At 54.2% G+C, this 19,079-nt stretch carries 16 protein-coding genes; 8 read left to right on the forward strand and 8 right to left on the reverse strand.

Annotation, left to right across the window (positions count from 1 at the left end):
• Positions 1 to 52: 52 nt before the first annotated feature.
• Complete coding sequence (locus AB4O35_RS16835) at positions 53 to 1,573, reverse strand: aldehyde dehydrogenase family protein (RefSeq protein ID WP_065873526.1); 1,521 nt, start codon at positions 1,571 to 1,573, stop codon at positions 53 to 55.
• Positions 1,574 to 1,958: 385 nt separating this feature from the next.
• Here AB4O35_RS16835 and AB4O35_RS16840 point away from each other — a divergent pair, with 385 nt between their 5' ends.
• On the forward strand, positions 1,959 to 2,591 hold the full coding sequence (locus AB4O35_RS16840) for a TetR/AcrR family transcriptional regulator (RefSeq protein ID WP_015372130.1): 633 nt from the start codon (positions 1,959 to 1,961) through the stop codon (positions 2,589 to 2,591).
• Here the strand turns inward: AB4O35_RS16840 and AB4O35_RS16845 are convergent.
• The 4 genes from AB4O35_RS16845 to AB4O35_RS16860 form a co-directional block, all read right to left on the reverse strand.
• Entirely contained in the window at positions 2,575 to 3,573 is a 999-nt protein-coding gene (locus AB4O35_RS16845; protein ID WP_236708818.1) for a LysR family transcriptional regulator, read from the reverse strand. The genes AB4O35_RS16840 and AB4O35_RS16845 overlap by 17 nt on opposite strands.
• 237 nt (positions 3,574 to 3,810) lie before the next feature.
• Positions 3,811 to 5,115 (reverse strand): NAD(P)/FAD-dependent oxidoreductase, encoded by a 1,305-nt coding sequence (locus AB4O35_RS16850; RefSeq protein WP_065873525.1) that lies wholly within the window; start codon positions 5,113 to 5,115, stop codon positions 3,811 to 3,813.
• A 71-nt stretch (positions 5,116 to 5,186) separates the two neighbouring features.
• Positions 5,187 to 5,627, reverse strand: coding sequence for a Rid family hydrolase (locus AB4O35_RS16855; protein WP_003232737.1), 441 nt, complete (start codon positions 5,625 to 5,627; stop codon positions 5,187 to 5,189).
• A 53-nt stretch (positions 5,628 to 5,680) separates the two neighbouring features.
• Entirely contained in the window at positions 5,681 to 6,820 is a 1,140-nt protein-coding gene (locus tag AB4O35_RS16860) for a tyramine oxidase subunit B (RefSeq protein WP_003173918.1), read from the reverse strand.
• A gap of 483 nt (positions 6,821 to 7,303) precedes the next feature.
• On the opposite strand from AB4O35_RS16860, the gene AB4O35_RS16865 reads away from it, so the two are divergent.
• From AB4O35_RS16865 to AB4O35_RS16895, 7 genes are all read left to right on the forward strand, one after another.
• Entirely contained in the window at positions 7,304 to 7,810 is a 507-nt protein-coding gene (locus AB4O35_RS16865; RefSeq protein WP_056858403.1) for a nuclear transport factor 2 family protein, read from the forward strand.
• Positions 7,807 to 8,907, forward strand: coding sequence for an amidase (locus AB4O35_RS16870; RefSeq protein ID WP_056858404.1), 1,101 nt, complete (start codon positions 7,807 to 7,809; stop codon positions 8,905 to 8,907). Before AB4O35_RS16865 ends, AB4O35_RS16870 begins: the two co-directional genes overlap by 4 nt.
• Before the next feature lie 603 nt (positions 8,908 to 9,510).
• Positions 9,511 to 10,935 (forward strand): APC family permease, encoded by a 1,425-nt coding sequence (locus AB4O35_RS16875; protein WP_065873524.1) that lies wholly within the window; start codon positions 9,511 to 9,513, stop codon positions 10,933 to 10,935.
• A gap of 165 nt (positions 10,936 to 11,100) precedes the next feature.
• On the forward strand, positions 11,101 to 12,384 hold the full coding sequence (locus AB4O35_RS16880) for an aromatic ring-hydroxylating oxygenase subunit alpha (RefSeq protein WP_065873523.1): 1,284 nt from the start codon (positions 11,101 to 11,103) through the stop codon (positions 12,382 to 12,384).
• On the forward strand, positions 12,385 to 12,861 hold the full coding sequence (locus AB4O35_RS16885; RefSeq protein ID WP_065873522.1) for an aromatic-ring-hydroxylating dioxygenase subunit beta: 477 nt from the start codon (positions 12,385 to 12,387) through the stop codon (positions 12,859 to 12,861).
• 503 nt (positions 12,862 to 13,364) lie between these two features.
• On the forward strand, positions 13,365 to 14,690 hold the full coding sequence (locus AB4O35_RS16890; RefSeq protein WP_065873521.1) for an alginate export family protein: 1,326 nt from the start codon (positions 13,365 to 13,367) through the stop codon (positions 14,688 to 14,690).
• Between the two features lie 565 nt (positions 14,691 to 15,255).
• Positions 15,256 to 15,525 (forward strand): hypothetical protein, encoded by a 270-nt coding sequence (locus AB4O35_RS16895; protein WP_236447445.1) that lies wholly within the window; start codon positions 15,256 to 15,258, stop codon positions 15,523 to 15,525.
• A gap of 36 nt (positions 15,526 to 15,561) precedes the next feature.
• On the opposite strand, the gene AB4O35_RS16900 is transcribed toward AB4O35_RS16895, so the two are convergent.
• The 3 genes from AB4O35_RS16900 to AB4O35_RS16910 form a co-directional block, all read right to left on the reverse strand.
• Positions 15,562 to 16,125, reverse strand: a complete 564-nt coding sequence (locus tag AB4O35_RS16900) for a cytochrome b (protein WP_065873520.1) — start codon at positions 16,123 to 16,125, stop codon at positions 15,562 to 15,564.
• Between the two features lie 78 nt (positions 16,126 to 16,203).
• A complete protein-coding gene (locus AB4O35_RS16905; protein ID WP_056858410.1) occupies positions 16,204 to 17,658 on the reverse strand; it encodes an aldehyde dehydrogenase family protein in 1,455 nt (484 codons plus the stop codon).
• Between the two features lie 26 nt (positions 17,659 to 17,684).
• Positions 17,685 to 19,061: an aspartate aminotransferase family protein gene (locus tag AB4O35_RS16910; protein WP_056858411.1), complete on the reverse strand. Its 1,377-nt coding sequence runs from the start codon at positions 19,059 to 19,061 to the stop codon at positions 17,685 to 17,687.
• Between the last annotated feature and the right edge of the window lie 18 nt (positions 19,062 to 19,079).

Raw genomic sequence — 19,079 nt, forward strand, 5'->3', positions numbered from 1 at the left:
ACGCACGCGGGAAGACAATTCATATTGATGGTTTAAAAAAGGTCGCCAATCTTCATTCAGCCTGATCAAAAACACGCATAACACCGGCCTTGAGTGACGTATGGGCGAGTAAGCCTTCTTCACCCAATTCATGACCTGCGCCTGAATCCTTCATGCCGCCGAAGGGGAGACTGAGATCCAGCACATTGTGGTTATTGATCCAGATAGTGCCTGCTTTCACGCCGCCGAAGAAGCTCGTGATCCGATCAACGTTTTTGGTCCAGATACTGGCCCCCAAACCAAATGAGGTCGCATTGGCGCGCTGGATAACCTCACGGTCGTCCTTGAAGGAAAAGGCTGTTAGCACCGGCCCAAAAATCTCCTTTTGGGATGTGATGCTGTTGTTTGTAAGGTCGGTCAAAATGGTAGGCTGAATATAAGCGCCAGGGCTGTTGATCGTTTCGCCCCCACACAGTAATTCTGCACCGGACTCAAGGCCCTGGTGGATCATGCTCATCACCTTGTCGCGGTGGGCGTGATGAACGAGTGGACCCATCTGCGAACTTAAATCCAGACCCGGGCCAATTTTGATGGTCCGTGCGATTTCAGCGACTCCAGCAGTGACTTCGGCGTAGTGGCGTTCGTGGACGTACAGCCGAGAACCTGCGCAGCAGTTTTGACCATGATTGCCGAAAATAGCCCAGGCAGCGCCGGGAATAGCGATGTTCAGATCGGCATCTTCGGCGATGACGACCGGTGACTTACCGCCGAGTTCAAGCGTGTATTTTTTCATCAGGGGCGCTGCTATTGCGGCGATTCGTTTCCCTGTCTCAGTCGAGCCTGTAAAACTTATCTTGTCCACGCCAGGGTGCTCAACAAGCGCCGCACCTACTTCATGACCTAGGCCGGTAATGACATTGACAACTCCAGGTGGAATGCCAGCTTCATTACACAGCTCCGCCAGGCGCAAAGTAGTGAACGGGGTTTGCTCAGCGGGCTTGAGAACAACAGTGCACCCTGTTGCAAGAACAGGTGCCAATTTCCAGACCGCTTGGCAAAGCGGAACGTTCCACGGGGTAATTGCTGCGACGACACCCAGTGGCGATCGTTTTGTGAAACCAAAGAATTTTTGATCCGGCAGGTAAGGAACGGACAGATCCAGGGTTTTTCCAGAGATTTTGGTGGACCACCCGGCCATATAACGCAGCGTATAAACCGACAGGTCCGCATCGAATGCGCGAGTGTTTCGAATAAGGCGGCCACTGCTGAGCGTCTCGAGTTCAGAAAGCTCCTGAGCATTTTCCGCAATCAAATCAGCGAGCCGCAGCATCAAAGCTTCACGTTGATAGGGTCTCATTCTGGACCAGGCGCTGTCTTCAAATGCCTTGCGTGCAGCGGCCACTGCCAGGTCGACGTCAAATTGGTCTGCCTGTGCGATTTGACCTAATTCAAGACCGTTACTAGGATCGGCGATAGAAAAGTATTTTTCTGAATGCGGGTCCCTGAACTCACCATTAATGAAGATTTGGGTACGTTTGCCGATCCTGGATTTAGCCCCAGAGGTGAGGTGTTCGTAGTTATTTGCCAATGTCATGATCGAATGCCCATTGTTATTGTTTCAGGGGCCGCTATCGTACTAGCGGAATATAAAGGAAATTAATATCCCGCACCGTCACGAGTTGGACAATGACAGCAGAGGTACCTATTGTTGCCCTTGCTGCAACAAAGGCGAATCATCCAGGTGGTGCGTCCAATGTCTCACTTGCGTGTAGGGCGGATTGGTTTTTGCTGATCGTGCCCTAGGTCGTGGACCATGACTGCACTAAGCTGAGACGATGACGATATCGGGTAAAACAGTAGTTCATCTGACCGGGCAGGTATATCTGGCCTGTATGGAATACAAGCAAGTATGGTCTTTAAGGCGAATTAAGAGTGTTGTATAATTTCTGCAAAATTTTTAGGTAAAAAGGAAATTCTCAATGAGGGTTGCTAAAAACAATCAAAAGACTGAAGAGAAACGTACGGCTATTTTGGTCGAGGCAAGGATGGTATTTCTCGACTCGGGAAATGCTGGATTCAGTATGAGAAGCGTGGCTAAAAAAGTCGATATGTCGCTGAGTCATCTTCAATATTTTTTTCCGACCAAAGATCAACTATTTTTGGAGATGGTCAGGTATACCGTAAATGACTATCTGAAAAATTATAAACTCATCATGATGGAGTCCTATAATAGTCCCGAACAACAGATGTGTGCTGTGTTGGATTATTTGTTTAGCGATCTCATGCGACTGGATGTTACAGCTATCTTCGTCGAGCTCTGGGGGATGGCACTCCGGGATGTAGAGGCGCGCCTTTTTCAGCGTAAACTGTACAGAGTCAATAGGCGAAAATTTTCGACAATCCTTACCAGGGTTTACCCTGATGCATCGCGTGAGACCATCAAGCGGGTCGCAACCCAGGTGCTGTTACACATCGATGGCATTATGGTGCTTTACATGGTGGATTGGCCGGATGCGCAGAATTATGAGCGAATAGTTCAAGACGCTAAATCCATCATATGGAGAATCATGGAAAACATCGCTCAGAAAAAAGAGGCTAGTCAACTGCCGTAGCTATGGCATTTTTCCGAACCAAGAAAATCTTATTGGGATTTCTGCTGGTGCAGTCACGAATGCGCCGAATCTGTGCGTTTATCGCCATTGCCAAGTAATGCACCAAATCACGCGAAAGAGGGGACAGCTTCCTGGATTGGCGCGAAATAATTTGTACTTGTGTTACATTCAATGCGTGATAATCGATAGGAATAGCTTTTAATGTGCCGTTGCATAACTCATCAATGACGGGAAAGTCACTGAGTATTGTCGAGGCTATGCCATTGCGCGTGAGGTCCAACATTATCTTCAGTGAGTTTGAAGTAATGTAAGGCTGGAAGTGAGCGCTGCTTTCACTTTGCAACTGATCAATAATTCCTCTGATCCGGTACTCAGGCGGGGGTAGAACAATATCTTCGTCAGCCAGGTCTTGAAGACTGAGTATCGATCTGCCCGCCAGCGAATGGTCGGGGTGGACAATAGCTCTCATGGGTTGATCGAAAGAATGGAGCCTATTGATGTTGGTGGTCTTGGTAGGGGAAAACACCAATCCTATGTCTGCTTCGTCTTCAGCGACCATTCGCTCAACTTCGTGAGAGGGCGCAATCAACAGCTCAGTGTGCGATTGTCGGTTAGCTTTGAAAAATTGATAAAGCTCACCTATGGCCTGAGTACTAAGTAGTCCTTCGCCCACCGCAATGCTGGTTCTATTTAAATATCCTTCTTTGAGTTGGCCGAGTTTTTTCAAAAGTTGATTGTGATGACCCATACGCTCAACATAATAATCAACTGCAGCCTGACCTGCGGCGGTCAGGCAGATCCTGTGAGTACCTTCTTGTATGAGCTGAATACCTAGATCGGACTCCAGTTTCGCAATCTGGCGACTGATGGAGGAGACGGCGAGCTCCAGCTCTTCGGCCGCCGCGCGCATGGTTCCCAGTCTGGAGCTCAAATACAGATACTTGAAGCGTTGATCTTGAAGCTCAGTTTGGGAATTCATCATGGGTGCCTCGCACGGTTCGCATCATCAAGTTTTTTATTATGTTGATGAATCTATGCTAGTGAATGCCGGGAAGCAATACTGTGGGCTAGTTTTTTTGGTCAGTGACCTACAATATTTTTATAGCTTTTTGATCTAAGAAGGTTTTTCTGTCTGCGCCGAAATTTGCGGTTCTAGGTTGCATAGTTAGCTTTCTATAGGACTCTTGATTGCTGAGGTACCCCTGATTTTCTGGCTTGATCAGCTGTGCTGGCGCTTGAGGTGATACGGTGCGGGATTAACTATGGGGGTGTCGCCAGTGACGAGATCAGCGACCAGTTGTCCGGCTGCTGGAGAGGTGCCAAAACCATGCCCTGAGAATCCGGAAGCAAGCGTCAAACCCGGAATTTTATCTACGGGGGATATCACTGGGAGGCCGTCCGGCGTTACATCGATCATGCCAGCCCATTCGAGTTCTATGGTGGCTTTTTTAAAAGCGGGCCAAGCTTCAGTGAGATTGCGTAATGCAGCCCGATTCAGTCCGTGATTGACGTTTGGGTCTATTGTCCGTCTCTGCTCGAAAGCAGAGGTACCTTGGTCAGAACTGCGTCGCGACAGGGCCAGTTCTGTCATGAACTCTCGTCCCAGGGAAAGATTCATGTTTTTCCATTGAGAACGCAGTGTGGAAAAGTAGTGATGCCCGATCAGCAAGCTGTCAGGTACGATCGGCACCATGAAAGCTCCCCGGTTCGTAATGATGTATCCGCCGTCCTGGTGTTTGCGAAAAGAGATATCTGGAGTGCCTACTGCGACTTCAGTCATTCCCTCTATCGTCAGAGGAGCCGTTCGAAGGACTGAGGCGACTACCGGTAACGTCAAGAGGGGAACACCGCAGGTAGCCAGAAAGCGTCTCGACCACATGCCGCCGGAAAGGATTACGTTATCGCAACGCACTTCCCCCCGCTCGGTTACAACACCGCTTACTCTGCCTGCCGACATGGATAGCGTTCGCACCGCGCAGTTCTCCACGATGATAACGCCTTTAGCGATAGCCGCCCGTGCGATGGCACTGCTGGCAAGAGTAGGTTCTGCTCGGCCATCAGAGGCTGTATAAATTCCGCCTGCCCAATCGACGGTGCCCCCTGGAGAAATATCAGCGATTTCTCTCGCCGTGACCAGGCGTGAGTCGAGCGAGGCATCAGCGACTGAGTTCAACCATTCTTGATGTGAAGCCATTTCCCCGGCTGAGCTGGCGGTATACAAAATACCGGTCTGTCTGTAGCCAACATCGGCATTGAGCCGTTGTGCCATGGTGCTCCATAGTTTTTCTGCGGCGATTGAAAGAGGGAGGTCCAGTTTGGCCCGCCCCATTTTCCTGATCCACCCCAGATTTCGGGAGGATTGTTCGCCAGCAATTCGGCCCTTTTCAAGTACTGTGACGGGGATGCCACGTTCTGCCAGCGACAATGCCGCAGTGAGTCCGATAATGCCCCCTCCGATCACCACCACTGTCGTGGCGGCAGGAAGAACGACAGAGGTCTGAACGGGAGAGATAGAGGGGGCCAAGTTTCTTGTCCTTGATACTGTATACGTTATCGAAAGTGCACTGAATCGCTACGCCCTGAGGCTGCTAAGTGTCACGTATTGTTATGAGTAATCGTGATTTCTTTGACATTGGCCTTTGAGACCCCGCGATAGGCGGTGACTTCAATTTCAACTTTGTATATCTCAGATCCCAGAGGAGGGCTGGTCAGCGTCAGCGTTGGATTAATACCGCGCATTTTTTCTGCGTATGTAGCCATTACGATATCTATGTCCTTCGCAAACGGTATGAACACGCGCGCGGCAACGATATCGCCAAGCGAAGCGTCAACGGCCGAAAGGGCATGTTCTATATTGGCCAAGACTTGAAGGGTCTGCTCAGCCGGGTCTTCGGGCATTTCCTTCGTGGCGGGATTGCGGCCGGCGGTATTGGATACGAAAATCAGATCGCCGACGGCGATGAGGCGCGAATAGCTACCCAGCTCCTCAAATTTGGATCCGGTTTTAACTTTAATAACGTCGATAACTTCTTTCATGTGGAGTGTCCGATATTCAATGAAAACTCAGAAGGCGCGGTGGCCGTGCGGGATCAACTTAGCGTTGGGGTTTCCCAGAGATTAAGTTTGACGCCTATGCCTTTTTCGCAGGCGTTGCGATAAATCACGGTGCCCCACGCAACGTCTTCTACCGGCATACCGCCGACCGACATGATGATGATTTCATCGTCGTTTTTGCGTCCAGGTGCTTCACCGACAACAATCTTGCCCAGATCCTCGAGCTGGTCAGGTGACATTTTTCCTTCGTCTATCAGATCCAGGAATTGGATGCCCACTACTGGCACGATGTTGTGCACTGGCTTGGGATTTTCTTCATGCCATGCCTGGTAGAGAGAAGGATTGTCCAGAACCTTGCGGATGTCGGGTGACTGCATGCCTTCATCGATACTCGTCAAGGCGGGCATGGACAGAAACGTACCAGGGCTTACCCATTCACGCTTCACCACAGGGTAGGCAGAGGCATCACCAATTGCTCCGGAATTGCAGAATGTGACGATGTCACAGTCGCGTACCACAGCTTCGTTGGTGTCAACCACATGAATGTTGACAATCTGCGGAAAAGTCTCACGAACCCACGATGTAAACGCATCGATATTTTTTTGGCCGCGTCCCTTGACTTTAACTGTGTCAATCTCAGGACATTCGGCAACGAATGCCGAAAGTGAGGTCTTCGCCATCACACCTGGACCCAGGATGCCAACCACCTTCGAATTCTTTTTGGCCAGATGGCGGGCGCCTACGCCAGGCACGGCGCCTGTTCGATAAGCAGAAAGAAGATTCGCTGACATGATTGCCAGAGGAGCGCCCGTATCGGCATCGTTGAGTACGAACAGAAGGATGGAGCGGGGGAGGCCCTTCTCTCTATTCGCGATGTTGGATCCGTACCATTTCATCCCGGCTGTTCGAAATTGACCGCCAAGGTACGCAGGCATCGCCATGAAGCGTCGATCGGGGGTGGGTTTGGGCATGTCCGGAAAAGGTGAGTCTTCGGGAAATACCACCACAGATCCGTGGGAATTGTTATTGGGACCTGCCATCCGGTAGTCGCCGTGGTACATCAGGGAAAACATTTCTTCCATCGTGTCAACGCAGGCTGCCATATTGGTGACGCCCGCCTGAATCATGTCCGGTTCGGAGAGGTAAATGAAATCAATATTTGGTAAGTTGTGCATAGTCGTTGATGCTCATTTTGAAATACTGCTCTTGCCGCTGATACGAACCTTTCTCAGCGGGGACGTGATCTGACCGGTTGGGCTCTAACCTTCAACGCCGTTGTCATTCTGAATCGAACGGTCCAAATCGCAGGGCCTTCGAATAATCGGGTGAGCCATGACGGTTATGCGCTTTTTTCGGCGCTTAACTGCTCCAAATCCGCCTTGGAGCATTCGGCATGAGTTCTGGCGCTCAAGCTAAACTAGGTAACAGACCACGCTTATCCTACAGTTCGTTTTTTTGAACTCGATGACATTCGAGGCGACACTTGTTGTGGTAATGACAACGCTTGCGCTAGCAGGGTATAGCGGCTATTCCGGTCAAGCTCCGATCAACATCATTGCCTAAAAAGCAACATGATCCCTGGTTGCTGTGATTGTGGCCCGATTTCTATGTCAGTAATTTCCTTGTCTTGTTTTTGCAGATTCGACAGGAGCCTTTTCATGATTTCCCCCATTTCTGACATTTCCCTGCTGGAAGAGCGTATTCGGGTACTTGAGGCCGAATCTGCGGTTCGCCATTTACTGAATCGGTATATGTTTTTGTGCGACGTTCCCGGGCCTGAAACACGTGAAAGCGAGCTGGGCCAATTGTTCTGCCAGGACGCAGTTTGGCAGGGGGTCGGATCTCGGTATGCCCTTAAGTTTGGTCGTGTACGCGGACGCAAAGCGATAGTGGAGATGCTCATGAGTTACCTGCCACCGGCTCCGCACTTTCTGTCAAATATGCACTTTCTTTCCGGTGAGCAGATATCTGTCGATGGTTTTCAAGCCAAAGGCCGATGGGTAATGCAGCAACTCAGTCGCTACGAGTCTGGCCAATCAGGATCAATTGTCGCCGCCCTCAGCGTGGAATTTCTCTGGGAGGCAGACGCCTGGCGCATCTCCTCTTTTTCAACTGAACGCGTTGATGCCTTTCGTCTCGAGAATGTCCAGGGGGCGTCACTGTGATCCCGCTGGTCATTGAAGGTTGCATCGGGGGGCCAGGTCGGACGGTCGCCATCAAGGATTCTTTGGATGTGGCAGGTTGGCCAACACGGTGTGGGAGTCGTGCTTTCGAACACGCCCCGCCAGCCCAAAACCATGCAACTGTTGTGAAGGCGCTTCTCGACGATGGTTGGCAAATCATTGGCAAGACTGTGCTGCATGAGCTGGCTTTCGGTGTGACCGGTATCAACGAGTGGGCTGGAACGCCAATTAATCCACAGGCACCGGATCGGATACCTGGTGGCTCTTCCAGTGGCTCAGCGGTCATCGTTGCTCAGGGAAATGTGGATGTGGCATTGGGTACTGATACAGGAGGTTCTGTGCGCATGCCGGCTGCCTGCTGTGGGGTCTTGGGTCTCAAGCCATCGTTCGGTCGTTTGAGTCGTCACGGTGTGTATCCGGCTTCCAGTTCTCTTGATGTTGTAGGACCCATGGCTCGTGATCTCGAGACGCTCGTGGCTGCGATGACTTCAATGGACTCAACTTTCTCGGCGCATAAGCCTCTCGGGAAATTCCGGGTAGGTTTAGTCAATGTCTCTTGCGATCCTGCGATTGAGCAAGCCATACGGGACGAGATGAATCGTCGCGGCTGGGCCTGGGAAGTCGTCACGCTGCCGCTTCTTGATCAGGCATTCGAAGCTGCATTGACCGTCATTAATGCTGAAACGTGGGCTGCCTATGGTCATTACACCGGCCAGGCTTTACTGGGTGCCGATATTGAGGCGAGGTTACTGCGTGCGGCCAACACTGATGCCGTAGCCGTACAAGCTGCGCATGCGGTGCGCATGGCATTCAGCGAACAAGTAGACCATTTGCTGGAACGCTTCGATACACTCGTCCTTCCGAGTTTGCCTCGTCTGCCACCGCTATTGGTTGATGTATGCAAGGGTGAATCGGTGATCGATCTGACGCGCTTCCTCAGGCCGTTCAACTTGAGCGGGCACCCGGCATTGAGTGTGCCAATTCCCTATCCGGGTTCCTCCATTAAAACCAGCCTGCAACTCATCGGAGCAAAGGGTGACGACGCACGTCTATGTGCCATTGCTGGCGCGTTCCTTTGAATAAATCAGCGTTCGTCATCGAGCGCAGCAAGCACGCGGGTCAGGCGGTGCAATCAGCAGGCGGTGCAAGCAAAAAGTGACTCAGTTCCTTCTCGGGCGACCAAGGACCTGATCAGGGATGTCACTCAAAAGGTTGCAGCGTTGCAATTTTTACAACGAATGTCGCTTACGGTGTCATCGTTTTCGCGGCGAAGTACTGCAAGGATACCGGTAGGCCGTATACCCCTATGAAGCCGGCTACATGTGATGCGCAATCTACATCGCGCCGACAATTAGAAGGATACGCTTGAACCAGATTCAATCCGCTTGCCAAGGCCAGGAATATACATTGCACATTGATGCCTCGTTGAATAGGCGTCATGAATCGTGTCATCGAAGACAAGTGATTGGTTTGAGTTTCTGAGTGCCCGCCTTTTGGCAAGATAAGAGTTTGATGAACTCGGCAACGAGTGAAGAGCGATATAAAGAATGGCCAGGCTGCGGTTTTCAGGGGCAGCGGGCAGGTATCGCTTGCGCTTGAGGAGCGCTCGCGTTGGTCCGCAAGGACGCTGCTGCATCGATTTATTTCCGTTATTCATAAAATAATTAGAGTGGAGAATTGGGATGACAGAGCTATCCGAGCCCCTATCTGCAGATGTGCCTGCAGGCGGCCAGCAATTAGAAGGTAATCTAAGTGCTTATAAAATCGCGTTATTGGTGATTGCAGCCGCAGGACCGTTAGGGGCCGTTCTTACCGCAGCCCCCATTGCTTTTGAGCACGGTAATGGCGCTGGCCTTGCCGGAGCATTCCTGCTGGCAGGAATTCTGATGATTTTTTTCTCGATAGGGTATGGCGAGTTAATCCGGGCGATCCCGGGGGCCGGCGCATTTTACAAGTACCTCACGGTGATCTTTGGACGGGGCGTAGGAGCGGGGGCGGCATGGGTTGCCTTAGCCTCTTATCTGGCGATTACCACGGCGATTGCCGTGGCGTCCGGGTATTACACGAATATGACCATGCAAGGGTTTGGTATTGATATCGGCTGGGCAGCATGGACCGTCTTATACGTGGGGGCGATCTGTTACCTGGGTCGGGCGAATATTGATTTTGCCGCAAAGATCCTCGTGCCTTTGGTGCTTGCAGAGTTCTTTGTGCTTTTTCTACTGGGTATTTCCATATTCTTGGATAAAGGTCTTAACGCCTTCCCGGTTCAAGCCATCTCGGTAGACGCAATAATGCTGCCGGGGCTGGGGGTTGGGCTCATGGTGGCGCTGGCATCATTCCTCGGTGTTGAGTCCGCCGCGCTTTATGCGATGGAAGCCAGGAAGCCAGCAAAAACCATTCCGCATGCCACTCGTTTGGCGGTCGTTTTGGTAGGCGTCGCCTATTTGATCATTATCTGGCTGATCATCGGTGAGGTTGGGTTTGACTCCATCAAGGACGAGGCAGCAATAGCGAAGGGCGGGTTGGTCATTAATTTGTTCACGACTCGTTTGGGTAGCACGATGGCGACAATTGTTTCTCTCATGCTGTGCACCAGCAACTTTTGCTGTTTGTTGTCACTGCATAATGCTGCGACGCGGTATGTTCAAGTTTTGGCCAAAGACAGGCACTTGCCGAATGTTCTTTCACATGTTCATGAAACGAAAAAATCTCCAGCCAATGCAAGTTTGCTTGTGACCGTGCTCGTTGCACTGACCATTATCGTCTCTTCCTCCCTGGGCTATGACGCCTTTGTATTTTTGTTTCCCGTAACGGTGGCATTGTCGACGCTTGGATTGATAGGGCTTCAGACATTTGTCACATTGGGGGTCGTCGTTCACTTCAAAAAAGCCAACGATAAACGGTATTTTAAAACGTTACTCAGCCCACTCATCGCACTGGCTGGGCTTAGTACTGCCGTTTATCTCATCTACGACAATTACGGCATGCTGACGGGCAGTGAATCTGCCTGGGTCAATGGCACTCCATTACTTCTGGTTGTCTTGTTTCTCTACGGGATAATCAAGGGACGCTTCAGGAAAGCCGACTCGTCCGGGATCAAATGATATAGGCCATGCCTACACCACCGTTAAGCTTGATCCAGGTGGCCTGACGCTTGTTGTCTTTAAAACAATAAATCTCTCGCGGTCGGCGGTTGATGAGTTGTGGGTGCGGGCTTAAGGTTATTTCAAAATAACTCTCGTCACATTGCGATAGAAAGGTAATTAATTGTGAGTGATTTAATTAACGTTGTCGGGCTTGATATGGAACCCGCAAGCTTGATCAAGCACGACCGCGTGCACACCTCGTTGTACACCGACGCCAAGCTGTTTGACATGGAACTGGAAAAGATTTTCTACAGTACCTGGGTCTGGGTCGCGCACGTCAGCGAGATCCCGGAGGCGGGCAGCTACAAAAGCACCTACATCGGTAAGCAGCCGGTGATCGTGGTGCGCGACCGCAAGAAACAGGTCCATGTGCACCTCAACCGCTGCCGCCATCGCGGCGCTACGGTATGCGAACACAAGAAGGGCAAGACCAACAGCTTTGTCTGCCCATATCACGGCTGGAGTTACGCGCTGGATGGTTCACTGCGTGGTGTGCCGAGCCCTGAAAGCTACGGTGATTGCCTGGATAAGGGCGAGCTGCCTCTGGTCAGCCTGCGTGTTGAAGAATATGCGGGCATGCTGTTTGCCACTCTCAAGGATGACATCGAACCACTGGTCGACTTCCTCGGGCCTGCCAAGAAATGGATCGACCTGTTCATGAAACAGGGCGCCGGTTACCCGATCAAGGTCCCAGGCGAGCACCGTTTCCGCTTTCCGGGCAACTGGAAAATCCAGTTGGAAAATACCACAGACGCTTACCACTTCCCGCTGGTGCACAAGTCGTTCCTGGCATCGGTTGATGAGCAAACCCTCAAACTGTTCGACTTCGTTGAAGGGCCGGGTTACGTCGAAGACCTTGGTAACGGGCACAGCGTAATGGTGATGATCCCCGACCTGGTGGATCTTGAAGCCGATCTCGACAAACCGATTCCGGAGCGCTTCGAGGAGCTTGCTGCGCAATTGCGCGAAGACGGTATCGAAGAGCAGCAAGTGCGCCGTATTGTTCGTGCTGTCGGTGGCTCGGGTTTCAATCTTAACCTGTTCCCCAACGTTGCCTGTTCCATGGCGTTTTTCCGCGCGCTGCAACCGATATCGGTGACAGAGACAGAAATTCATCACTCGGTAATCACCATGGACGGCGGCCCTGCTATAGCCAACCGCTACCGCCTGCGTTTGCATGAGCACTTCCAGGGTCCGATGGGCTTTGGTACTCCGGACGATTCCGAAGCCTGGGAGCGTGTGCAGAAAGGCGCCAGTGCTGGCGAAGACCTGTGGATCATGTTGAACCGTGGCCTGCCGGGTGAGATACCGACCGAAGACGGGCTGGTCAGCGACGTAAGCGCCGAGACCGGCATGCGAGCTGCTTACCAGCAGTGGAAAAAGATGATGACGGCAGAGACTAAGTAAATGAACCTGCAATTACTGAACCAAGTCACCGCTTTTATCTGGGCTGAAGGCGACATGCTCGACCATGGCGAATTCGGCACCTGGTTGAGCCTGTGGAACGAAAAGGGTACTTACATTATCCCGATCAATCCCAAGGAAGAAGACTTCGAAAACACCCTCAACTACGCCTATGACGATCATCACATGCGTCAGTTACGAATCCAGCGTCTGACCGGAGGTGATTCGATTTCCACCAGCCCGCAGCCGCGTACCGTGCGCACCCTGTCACGTTTTCGTGTGCTGTTCGAAAGCGATGAAAAAGTGACGGTCCGTTGCGCGCAAAACGTGCGCGAGTTCCGTAAGGACTCGCTCAAACATTACAGCGCGGACATCGTCTACGAGCTTGAGCGCGTTAGTGACACTTTCAAAATTCAGCGTAAGTTGATTCGTTTGATCAACGCTGACGACGCACTCGCCGGGATAGGTTATATACTTTAAGTTAACAGTTCGGGTGCCGGAGACGAGGAGTGCCCGCACTGTTTCTGCCGGCTATAAGAGCGGTGCCTTCTGACACTCGCCAAGCGTTTTGATCGGAAGGCACTTTGTCGGGGTTGAACAGGGTCTACTGAGGGTGTCGGTTATAGATTTAAATATCAGTCTCTATAGAAGCGGGTGTTTTCTGTTGGGTCAGCATACTTAAATCTTTAGCCCTTCTTATACGTGGCACAGGCTCTACAGACAAAGCACGTCAGACTCGATTGTTGTAAAGATAATAATGCTCATGTTAGGCCTGCTAGAGAGGTATTCAAGCAAGCTATCGCGAGGAGGTGAAGATTTAAAAAAACGCAACAGATGTTTAAAACTTAAACTACGCAACTATTAATCGGTAGCTCCCATTGACTACCCCAACGACTGCAGAATCCTGGCGGCATTTAAATGCAGGTGAGGAATAGCCCATTTAATGTATCGCTTAACCCAATAAAAAAAATGGAAATGCAACCATGCGTCGATATTCCCTGCTTCACTTTTGTACCCTCGCTGCACTGTTCAATGCAACAACTCCCGCGGGCGCTTATGAGCTTTTTTCCCGAGATGACACCCATCTCAATGCTAACCTGGATGCGGTTTTTGGCGTTTTCCACAGTCGTGAAAGTTATCCAGCCTCTGGCCGGTTAACACAGGGGGCGTCCTCATGGCGAGAGGGCTACATCAAGTACGGCGTGAGCGGCGATCAGGGATTGCGAGGCGCAGGGACGGCCTATGGTGCCTTCTCACTGGTCAGTTCGGCCACTTGGGGGGACGGGGACGCTGCTGGCTACACAGATGGATCTGAGCGCACCACCAAGATTGAAGATGCTTATTTGGGATGGCGCTCGGGCAACCTAGTTGAAGTCCTTGGCAAAGACGGCATCGACTTTTCATTCGGTCGACAGAATATTGCAGTGGGCGACGGCTTCCTTATTCAGGGCGATGCCTTCAGTGCAGGTCGCGGCCTCGGCGACGGACAGTACAATCGTGGAGGTGCTTTCTACGTGGCTGCCCGCAAAGCGTTCGATAAGACAGCCGTGTTGCGCATTGGCGGTAAAGAGGGCTGGCGTGGCGATCTGATGTGGCTTAAATCCGATAACCCCTCTCAGGCCAATACCGAGATGTACGTCGGTACGCTGGAACACGTGGCTGCAGCCGGTACGGTTGGCCTGACGTACATCAATACCACGAAAATCGCTGAACAGTACGCTTCGCCCCTGCAGCTTGAGCGTGAAGGCATGAAGACCTACAGCGTGCGCGCAGTGGGTAATGCGGGCGTGGAAAACCTGTTTTTGTCGGGTGAATACGCCAGGCAAAACAAACCGAATGCGGCGAATGAGGACGCTTGGTATCTGGAAGCAGGGTGGACCTTTGCTGATGCTCCGTGGAAGCCGAGCGCCAGCTATCGCTACAGCCGCTTTTCAGAGGGTTATGACACCTTGTTTTATGGGACGGGTCGTGGCTACGGCACATGGTTCCAGGGTGAAGTGGCCAGTAACTATGCCGGCCCCTTCAACAATAACGCTCGTATCCAGAATGTTACGTTCAAGGTCAATCCTTTGGAAAGCCTGACCCTCGGAGCCATGTACTTTAATTACGACACCATCGATCGTAACGTGAGTAACACCGATGGTCATGAAATCGACTTGTATGCCGAATGGCGCGTTAATCAGCACCTGACCGTTTTGCCGTTGTTAGGCATCTACCAGCCAGACAAGAGTGCAGAGAAGGGGGGGACGCAGTTGGGTAACAACGATACAAATGTGTACACCCAGTTGGTGTTTGCTACGACATTTTGATACCTGGCAGGTGACTGATGTCACCTGTTTTTGTTCCTCGCCGTTTAGATAAAGTTGTATCCCTGCACACGCCATAGCTCACCGTCGGATCGCCGAGTTTTGCCTGGCAAACGTTCTGTACTTCTTGCGAGATCTAGCTTGATCAAAGAAAAGCATGACGTAAATAACGCAGTTAGCACTAGAAACCGGCAGAGCGTTTCATCCGTGCGCCTGGAATAGTTTCCACTTTTGCTCCTTGGTGGAGGTGCCCTCGTTCCCGAGGGCACCCTTTTTAGACAGCCACTCTTTTTGAGCGGTTCTTGGCCGCTTTATTCTGGGGTCGCGTGGCCCAAGATTATTTCGTCTGGAGCACCCACGATTTTAGCCCAATCGACTTTCCTGACAGCGTCGCCGCGACATCGCATCATGCCCCAGAATAAAAATCCGACGGTGCTGGAGTATCTCAAGGGGCGCAGCGGGCATATCGTCGGTCTGCTGATGGGGGGCGAGCATCAGCATCAAGGGAAGCAATTTCTCCCATACCGGCGACGGCGACCGGGAGGGCGCCCGTGGGTTCTGGTAGGTGGTGGAAGAAAGCCTGCGCTGCCTGAAACTCCTCTACCTGGTGTTGCGCAGCGCGGCGCCGAACATCGAGCTGGCACACTTGATAGTGCAGGAAGCGGATCTGTCGTTTCGCGAGGCCTATCACATGGTACGTGTGGTGGTGCGCAGAGCCATGGACGCAGGCCTGCTGACGCACCAGATCGACGCCGGCTGTGCTAAAGCTCATTCATGTTCCAGAGCTGCTTTCGCAAGCACCAGACCCTTGGTGGGCTCCGTTTCAAGCGATATCTAACGAGGCGTTGGCATCCTGCGCCAACGCCTTCCTGGTTCATAGCATGCGACGCAGCACGTCTTTGCGCGGGTCCTTGTCGAAAAACCGGTGCTTGAGCGCACCCACCACATGCAGCACGATCAGCGCCAGCAGGGTGTAGGCGAGGACTTTGTGCAGCCATTGGAACACGGCGAACCAATCGTCATTCTTGGGCAGCAGCTCCGGCAAATTAACCCCGAAAAAGAACACGCCGTCGCTCATCGTGTAGGTGCTCGACATGGAGTACCCCATCAAGGGCACGATCACTACCAGCGCATACATTGCACGTTGCGTCAGTCTGGAAAGGATCCGCTCGTACGGTGCCAGTGTCTCCAGCGGTTGCGGAATGCTCGGTGCCCGCCAGCGCAGGGTGATCTGGGTCAGCACCAGCAGAAACGTCAGTAACCCGAAGGATTTGTGCCAGGGGTAATACAGCTCGTATTTGCTCGGCACTTCATCGTTCAGGCCGGTCATGTGCCACCCTGCCCAGAGCAGGCCCAGGACCAGTACGGCACGTACCCAGTGCAATACGCGCAGGGCGGTTGGGTACCGATCTATTGTCGGTTGATCTAATGGGGTCATATAAGGCTCTCCACGGTTCTATGCACGTTTGAAGGGCCACCCTTGTCGAGGGTGGCGCGGTCAGTGCGGAAAGTACGCTCAGGCAGGCAGCAGCACGGTAATCACTTTTTCCTCGGTGTAGGCCAGCGCGCCGCTGAACCCGCCTTCACGGCCGATACCGCTGGTCTTGAGGCCGCCCCAGGGCAGGTTGGCGTCCAGCGGGCTCCAGCAGTTGATGCCCACGGCGCCGGCCTTCACCGCCGCCGCGACGCGGTGCGCGCGCGACAGGTCGGTCGTCCATACCGTGGCCGCCAGGCCGTAGCTGGAGTCGTTGGCCAGGGCGATCGCTTCCTCTTCGCTGTCGAAGGCGATCAGCGTGCCCACGGGGCCGAAGATTTCGTCCTGGGCAATCGCCATGTCATTGCGCGCATGGGCGAAGATCGTCGGCCGCACAAACCAGCCCCGTTCAGGACTCGATACCCCGCCGGCGAGTAGCACGGCGCCCTCGTCGATGCCGAGCTGGATGTAGCGGTTGACGCGCTCGAACTGGGCTTTCTTGGCCACCGGGCCCATCTGGACGCCGGGCTGGCGCGGGTCGCCCACGTTCACCGCCTGAGCAGCCTCGGCCAGCGCCGCACCGAAACGCTCGGCGATGCTGCGCTGCACCAGAATGCGCGAACCGGCGGCGCAGACCTGGCCCTGGTTGGCGAACAGGCCGAGTGCACAGCCGCGCAAGGCGTCGTCGAAGGACGCGTCGTCGAACACGATCTGCGGGCTCTTGCCACCCAGCTCCAGGGCCACGCGCTTGAACAGCACGCCGGCGGTGCGCTGGATCTCGCGTCCGGCCTCGGGGCTGCCGGTGAAGCTGATCTTGGCGATGCGCGGGTGTTCGCACAGGGCCCGGCCTACTTCGTTGCCGTAGCCGGTGACCACGTTGATTACGCCGTCCGGGAAACCCGCCTCCTGCGCCAGCGCCGCCAGGTGCAGCGCCGATTGCGGGGTTTCTTCCGAAGGCTTGATGACCACCGTACAGCCTGCCGCCAGCAAGGCGGCGAGCTTCCACACCGTTATCATCAGCGGCGAATTCCAGGGCACGATGGCACCCACCACGCCCACCGGCTCGCGTACCGTGTACGACAGGGTCCGGGTGCCGAAGTAGCCGCCGCTGGGAATGGTCCGGCCTTCAAGCTGGTTGGCCCAGCCGGCCGCGGCGCGCAGATTGGCGATCGCGTTGGGCAGGTCCATCCGGCGTGGTTCGATGGGCGAGCGGCCGATGGCGTTGGCGTCCAGGTCGGCGAGTAATTCGCTGTCGCGCTCTACCAGGTCGGCCAGCTTCGACAGCAGCCGGCCACGCTGTGCGCCGTCGAGCTGGCTCCAGGCGCCGCCCTCGAGCTGGCTGTACGCGGCTGCCACGGCGCGGTCCACGTCCTCGGCCGTGCCGCGCGCGGAGCTGGCGTACACCTGTTCGGTCACCGGGTTTATCAGGTCGAGGCGACGGCCGTCGGAACTGTCGACGGCCAAGCCAGCGATGAAATGCTTCAAGTGCTCAGTCATTTTTTGTGTTCCATAAGAGGGCAGGATCAGGCCTTGAGGGACGCCAGGGCGTCGCCGAAGATATCCAGGGCCTTGAAGAACAGCTCGCGGGAAATGGTCAGCGAAGGCATCACGCGCATCACGTTGCTGTAGCGGCCACAGGGGATCATCAGGACGCCGTGGTTGAGCAGGTAGCCCATCAACTGACCGATCTTCTCGCCCGCCAGGGGCGCTTTGCTGACGGAGTCTTCGACCAGTTCGATACCGATCATCAGGCCGCGCCCGCGCACTTCCCCCACGAGCGGGCTGTTGAAGCCACGGATACGTTCCTGGGCTTCCAGCCCCAGCGCGTGGGCACGGTTGAGCAGGTCGAGATCGGGGTCCTGGAGGATGCTGATGTTGGTCAGCGCCACGGCCGCGGACAGCGAGTTGGCGGCGAAGGTATTGGGCATAGAGCCGTCGGGAATCTTCGCCGCCAGGTCCGAGCGCATAATCAGGCCGGCCATCGGCAGGTCGCTGCCGATGCCTTTGCCGAAGGTGAGCATGTCGGGCTTCACGCCGGAATGTTCGACCGCCCACATCTTGCCGGTGCGACCCGCGCCGGATTGCACTTCATCGACAATCAGCAAGGTGCCGCTGCGGTCGCAGGCCTGGCGCAACCGTTGCAGGAACTCCGGCGAGGGCGGCACGTAGCCGCCTTCGCCCTGTACCGGTTCCACGATCACGGCCGCCACGTCATCGGCGGCGGTGTACGGGGTATTGAGCAGATAGTCGATGTAGTCGCCGGCGATCTGTTCGGCGCTTTTGTGGGTGGTGTCGAAGGGAAAGCGGTAGGCGTAAGGGTAGGGCGCGTGAATCACGCCGCCCATCTGTGCGCCAAAGCCCTTGCGGTAGGCCGTGCCGGTTGTCAGCGAGCCCGAGGCGTTCCAGACACCGTGGTAGCCGCCATGGAAGGCGATGATCTGGTGCCGCCCGGTGATGCGCTTGGCGAACTTGATGGCGGCTTCCAATGCGTCGCTGCCGCTTTGCGTGAAGAAGGTAATGCAATCGCCACGCAGGCCGTCAGGGGCGATTTCGGACAGTTTGGCGGCCAGCTCGGTGCGGCGGGTGCTGTTGATTTCCAGGGCATGCATCAGCACTTCGGACTGTTCGCGAATGGCCTGCACCACTTTGGGGTGGCAACGGCCCACGCTGCTCACGCCGACCCCGGCGGACAGGTCGATGTAAGTGTTGCCGTCGGGATCCTTGAAGGTGGCGCCGAAGGCGCGGTCCATGGCGATCGGCATGCGCCCGCCGCCGCGTGCCATGGACTCGGTGCGCGCCGACAGTGCCAGGGCCTCGCACGTCTTGGGCCCGGGAAGCGCGCTGGAGGTGATTCGCGGTGCATCGGCAAAATGGAGGGCTGCAAGCTGGGCTTCACTCATGACGGATTCTCTGCAAGG

It is taken from the genome of Pseudomonas sp. H1_A03, from assembly GCF_054685145.1.

Excerpts from the sequence above, each read along its gene's own strand:
- AB4O35_RS16865 (WP_056858403.1), top strand. The coding sequence starts at position 7,304 with ATGATTTCCCCCATTTCTGACATTTCCCTGCTGGAAGAGCGTATTCGG.
- AB4O35_RS16860 (WP_003173918.1), bottom strand. The coding sequence starts at position 6,820 with ATGCACAACTTACCAAATATTGATTTCATTTACCTCTCCGAACCGGAC.
- AB4O35_RS16845 (WP_236708818.1), bottom strand. The coding sequence starts at position 3,573 with ATGATGAATTCCCAAACTGAGCTTCAAGATCAACGCTTCAAGTATCTG.
- AB4O35_RS16840 (WP_015372130.1), top strand. The coding sequence starts at position 1,959 with ATGAGGGTTGCTAAAAACAATCAAAAGACTGAAGAGAAACGTACGGCT.
- AB4O35_RS16900 (WP_065873520.1), bottom strand. The coding sequence starts at position 16,125 with ATGACCCCATTAGATCAACCGACAATAGATCGGTACCCAACCGCCCTG.
- AB4O35_RS16910 (WP_056858411.1), bottom strand. The coding sequence starts at position 19,061 with ATGAGTGAAGCCCAGCTTGCAGCCCTCCATTTTGCCGATGCACCGCGA.
- AB4O35_RS16855 (WP_003232737.1), bottom strand. The coding sequence starts at position 5,627 with ATGAAAGAAGTTATCGACGTTATTAAAGTTAAAACCGGATCCAAATTT.
- AB4O35_RS16905 (WP_056858410.1), bottom strand. The coding sequence starts at position 17,658 with ATGACTGAGCACTTGAAGCATTTCATCGCTGGCTTGGCCGTCGACAGT.
- AB4O35_RS16885 (WP_065873522.1), top strand. The coding sequence starts at position 12,385 with ATGAACCTGCAATTACTGAACCAAGTCACCGCTTTTATCTGGGCTGAA.
- AB4O35_RS16875 (WP_065873524.1), top strand. The coding sequence starts at position 9,511 with ATGACAGAGCTATCCGAGCCCCTATCTGCAGATGTGCCTGCAGGCGGC.
- AB4O35_RS16890 (WP_065873521.1), top strand. The coding sequence starts at position 13,365 with ATGCGTCGATATTCCCTGCTTCACTTTTGTACCCTCGCTGCACTGTTC.
- AB4O35_RS16835 (WP_065873526.1), bottom strand. The coding sequence starts at position 1,573 with ATGACATTGGCAAATAACTACGAACACCTCACCTCTGGGGCTAAATCC.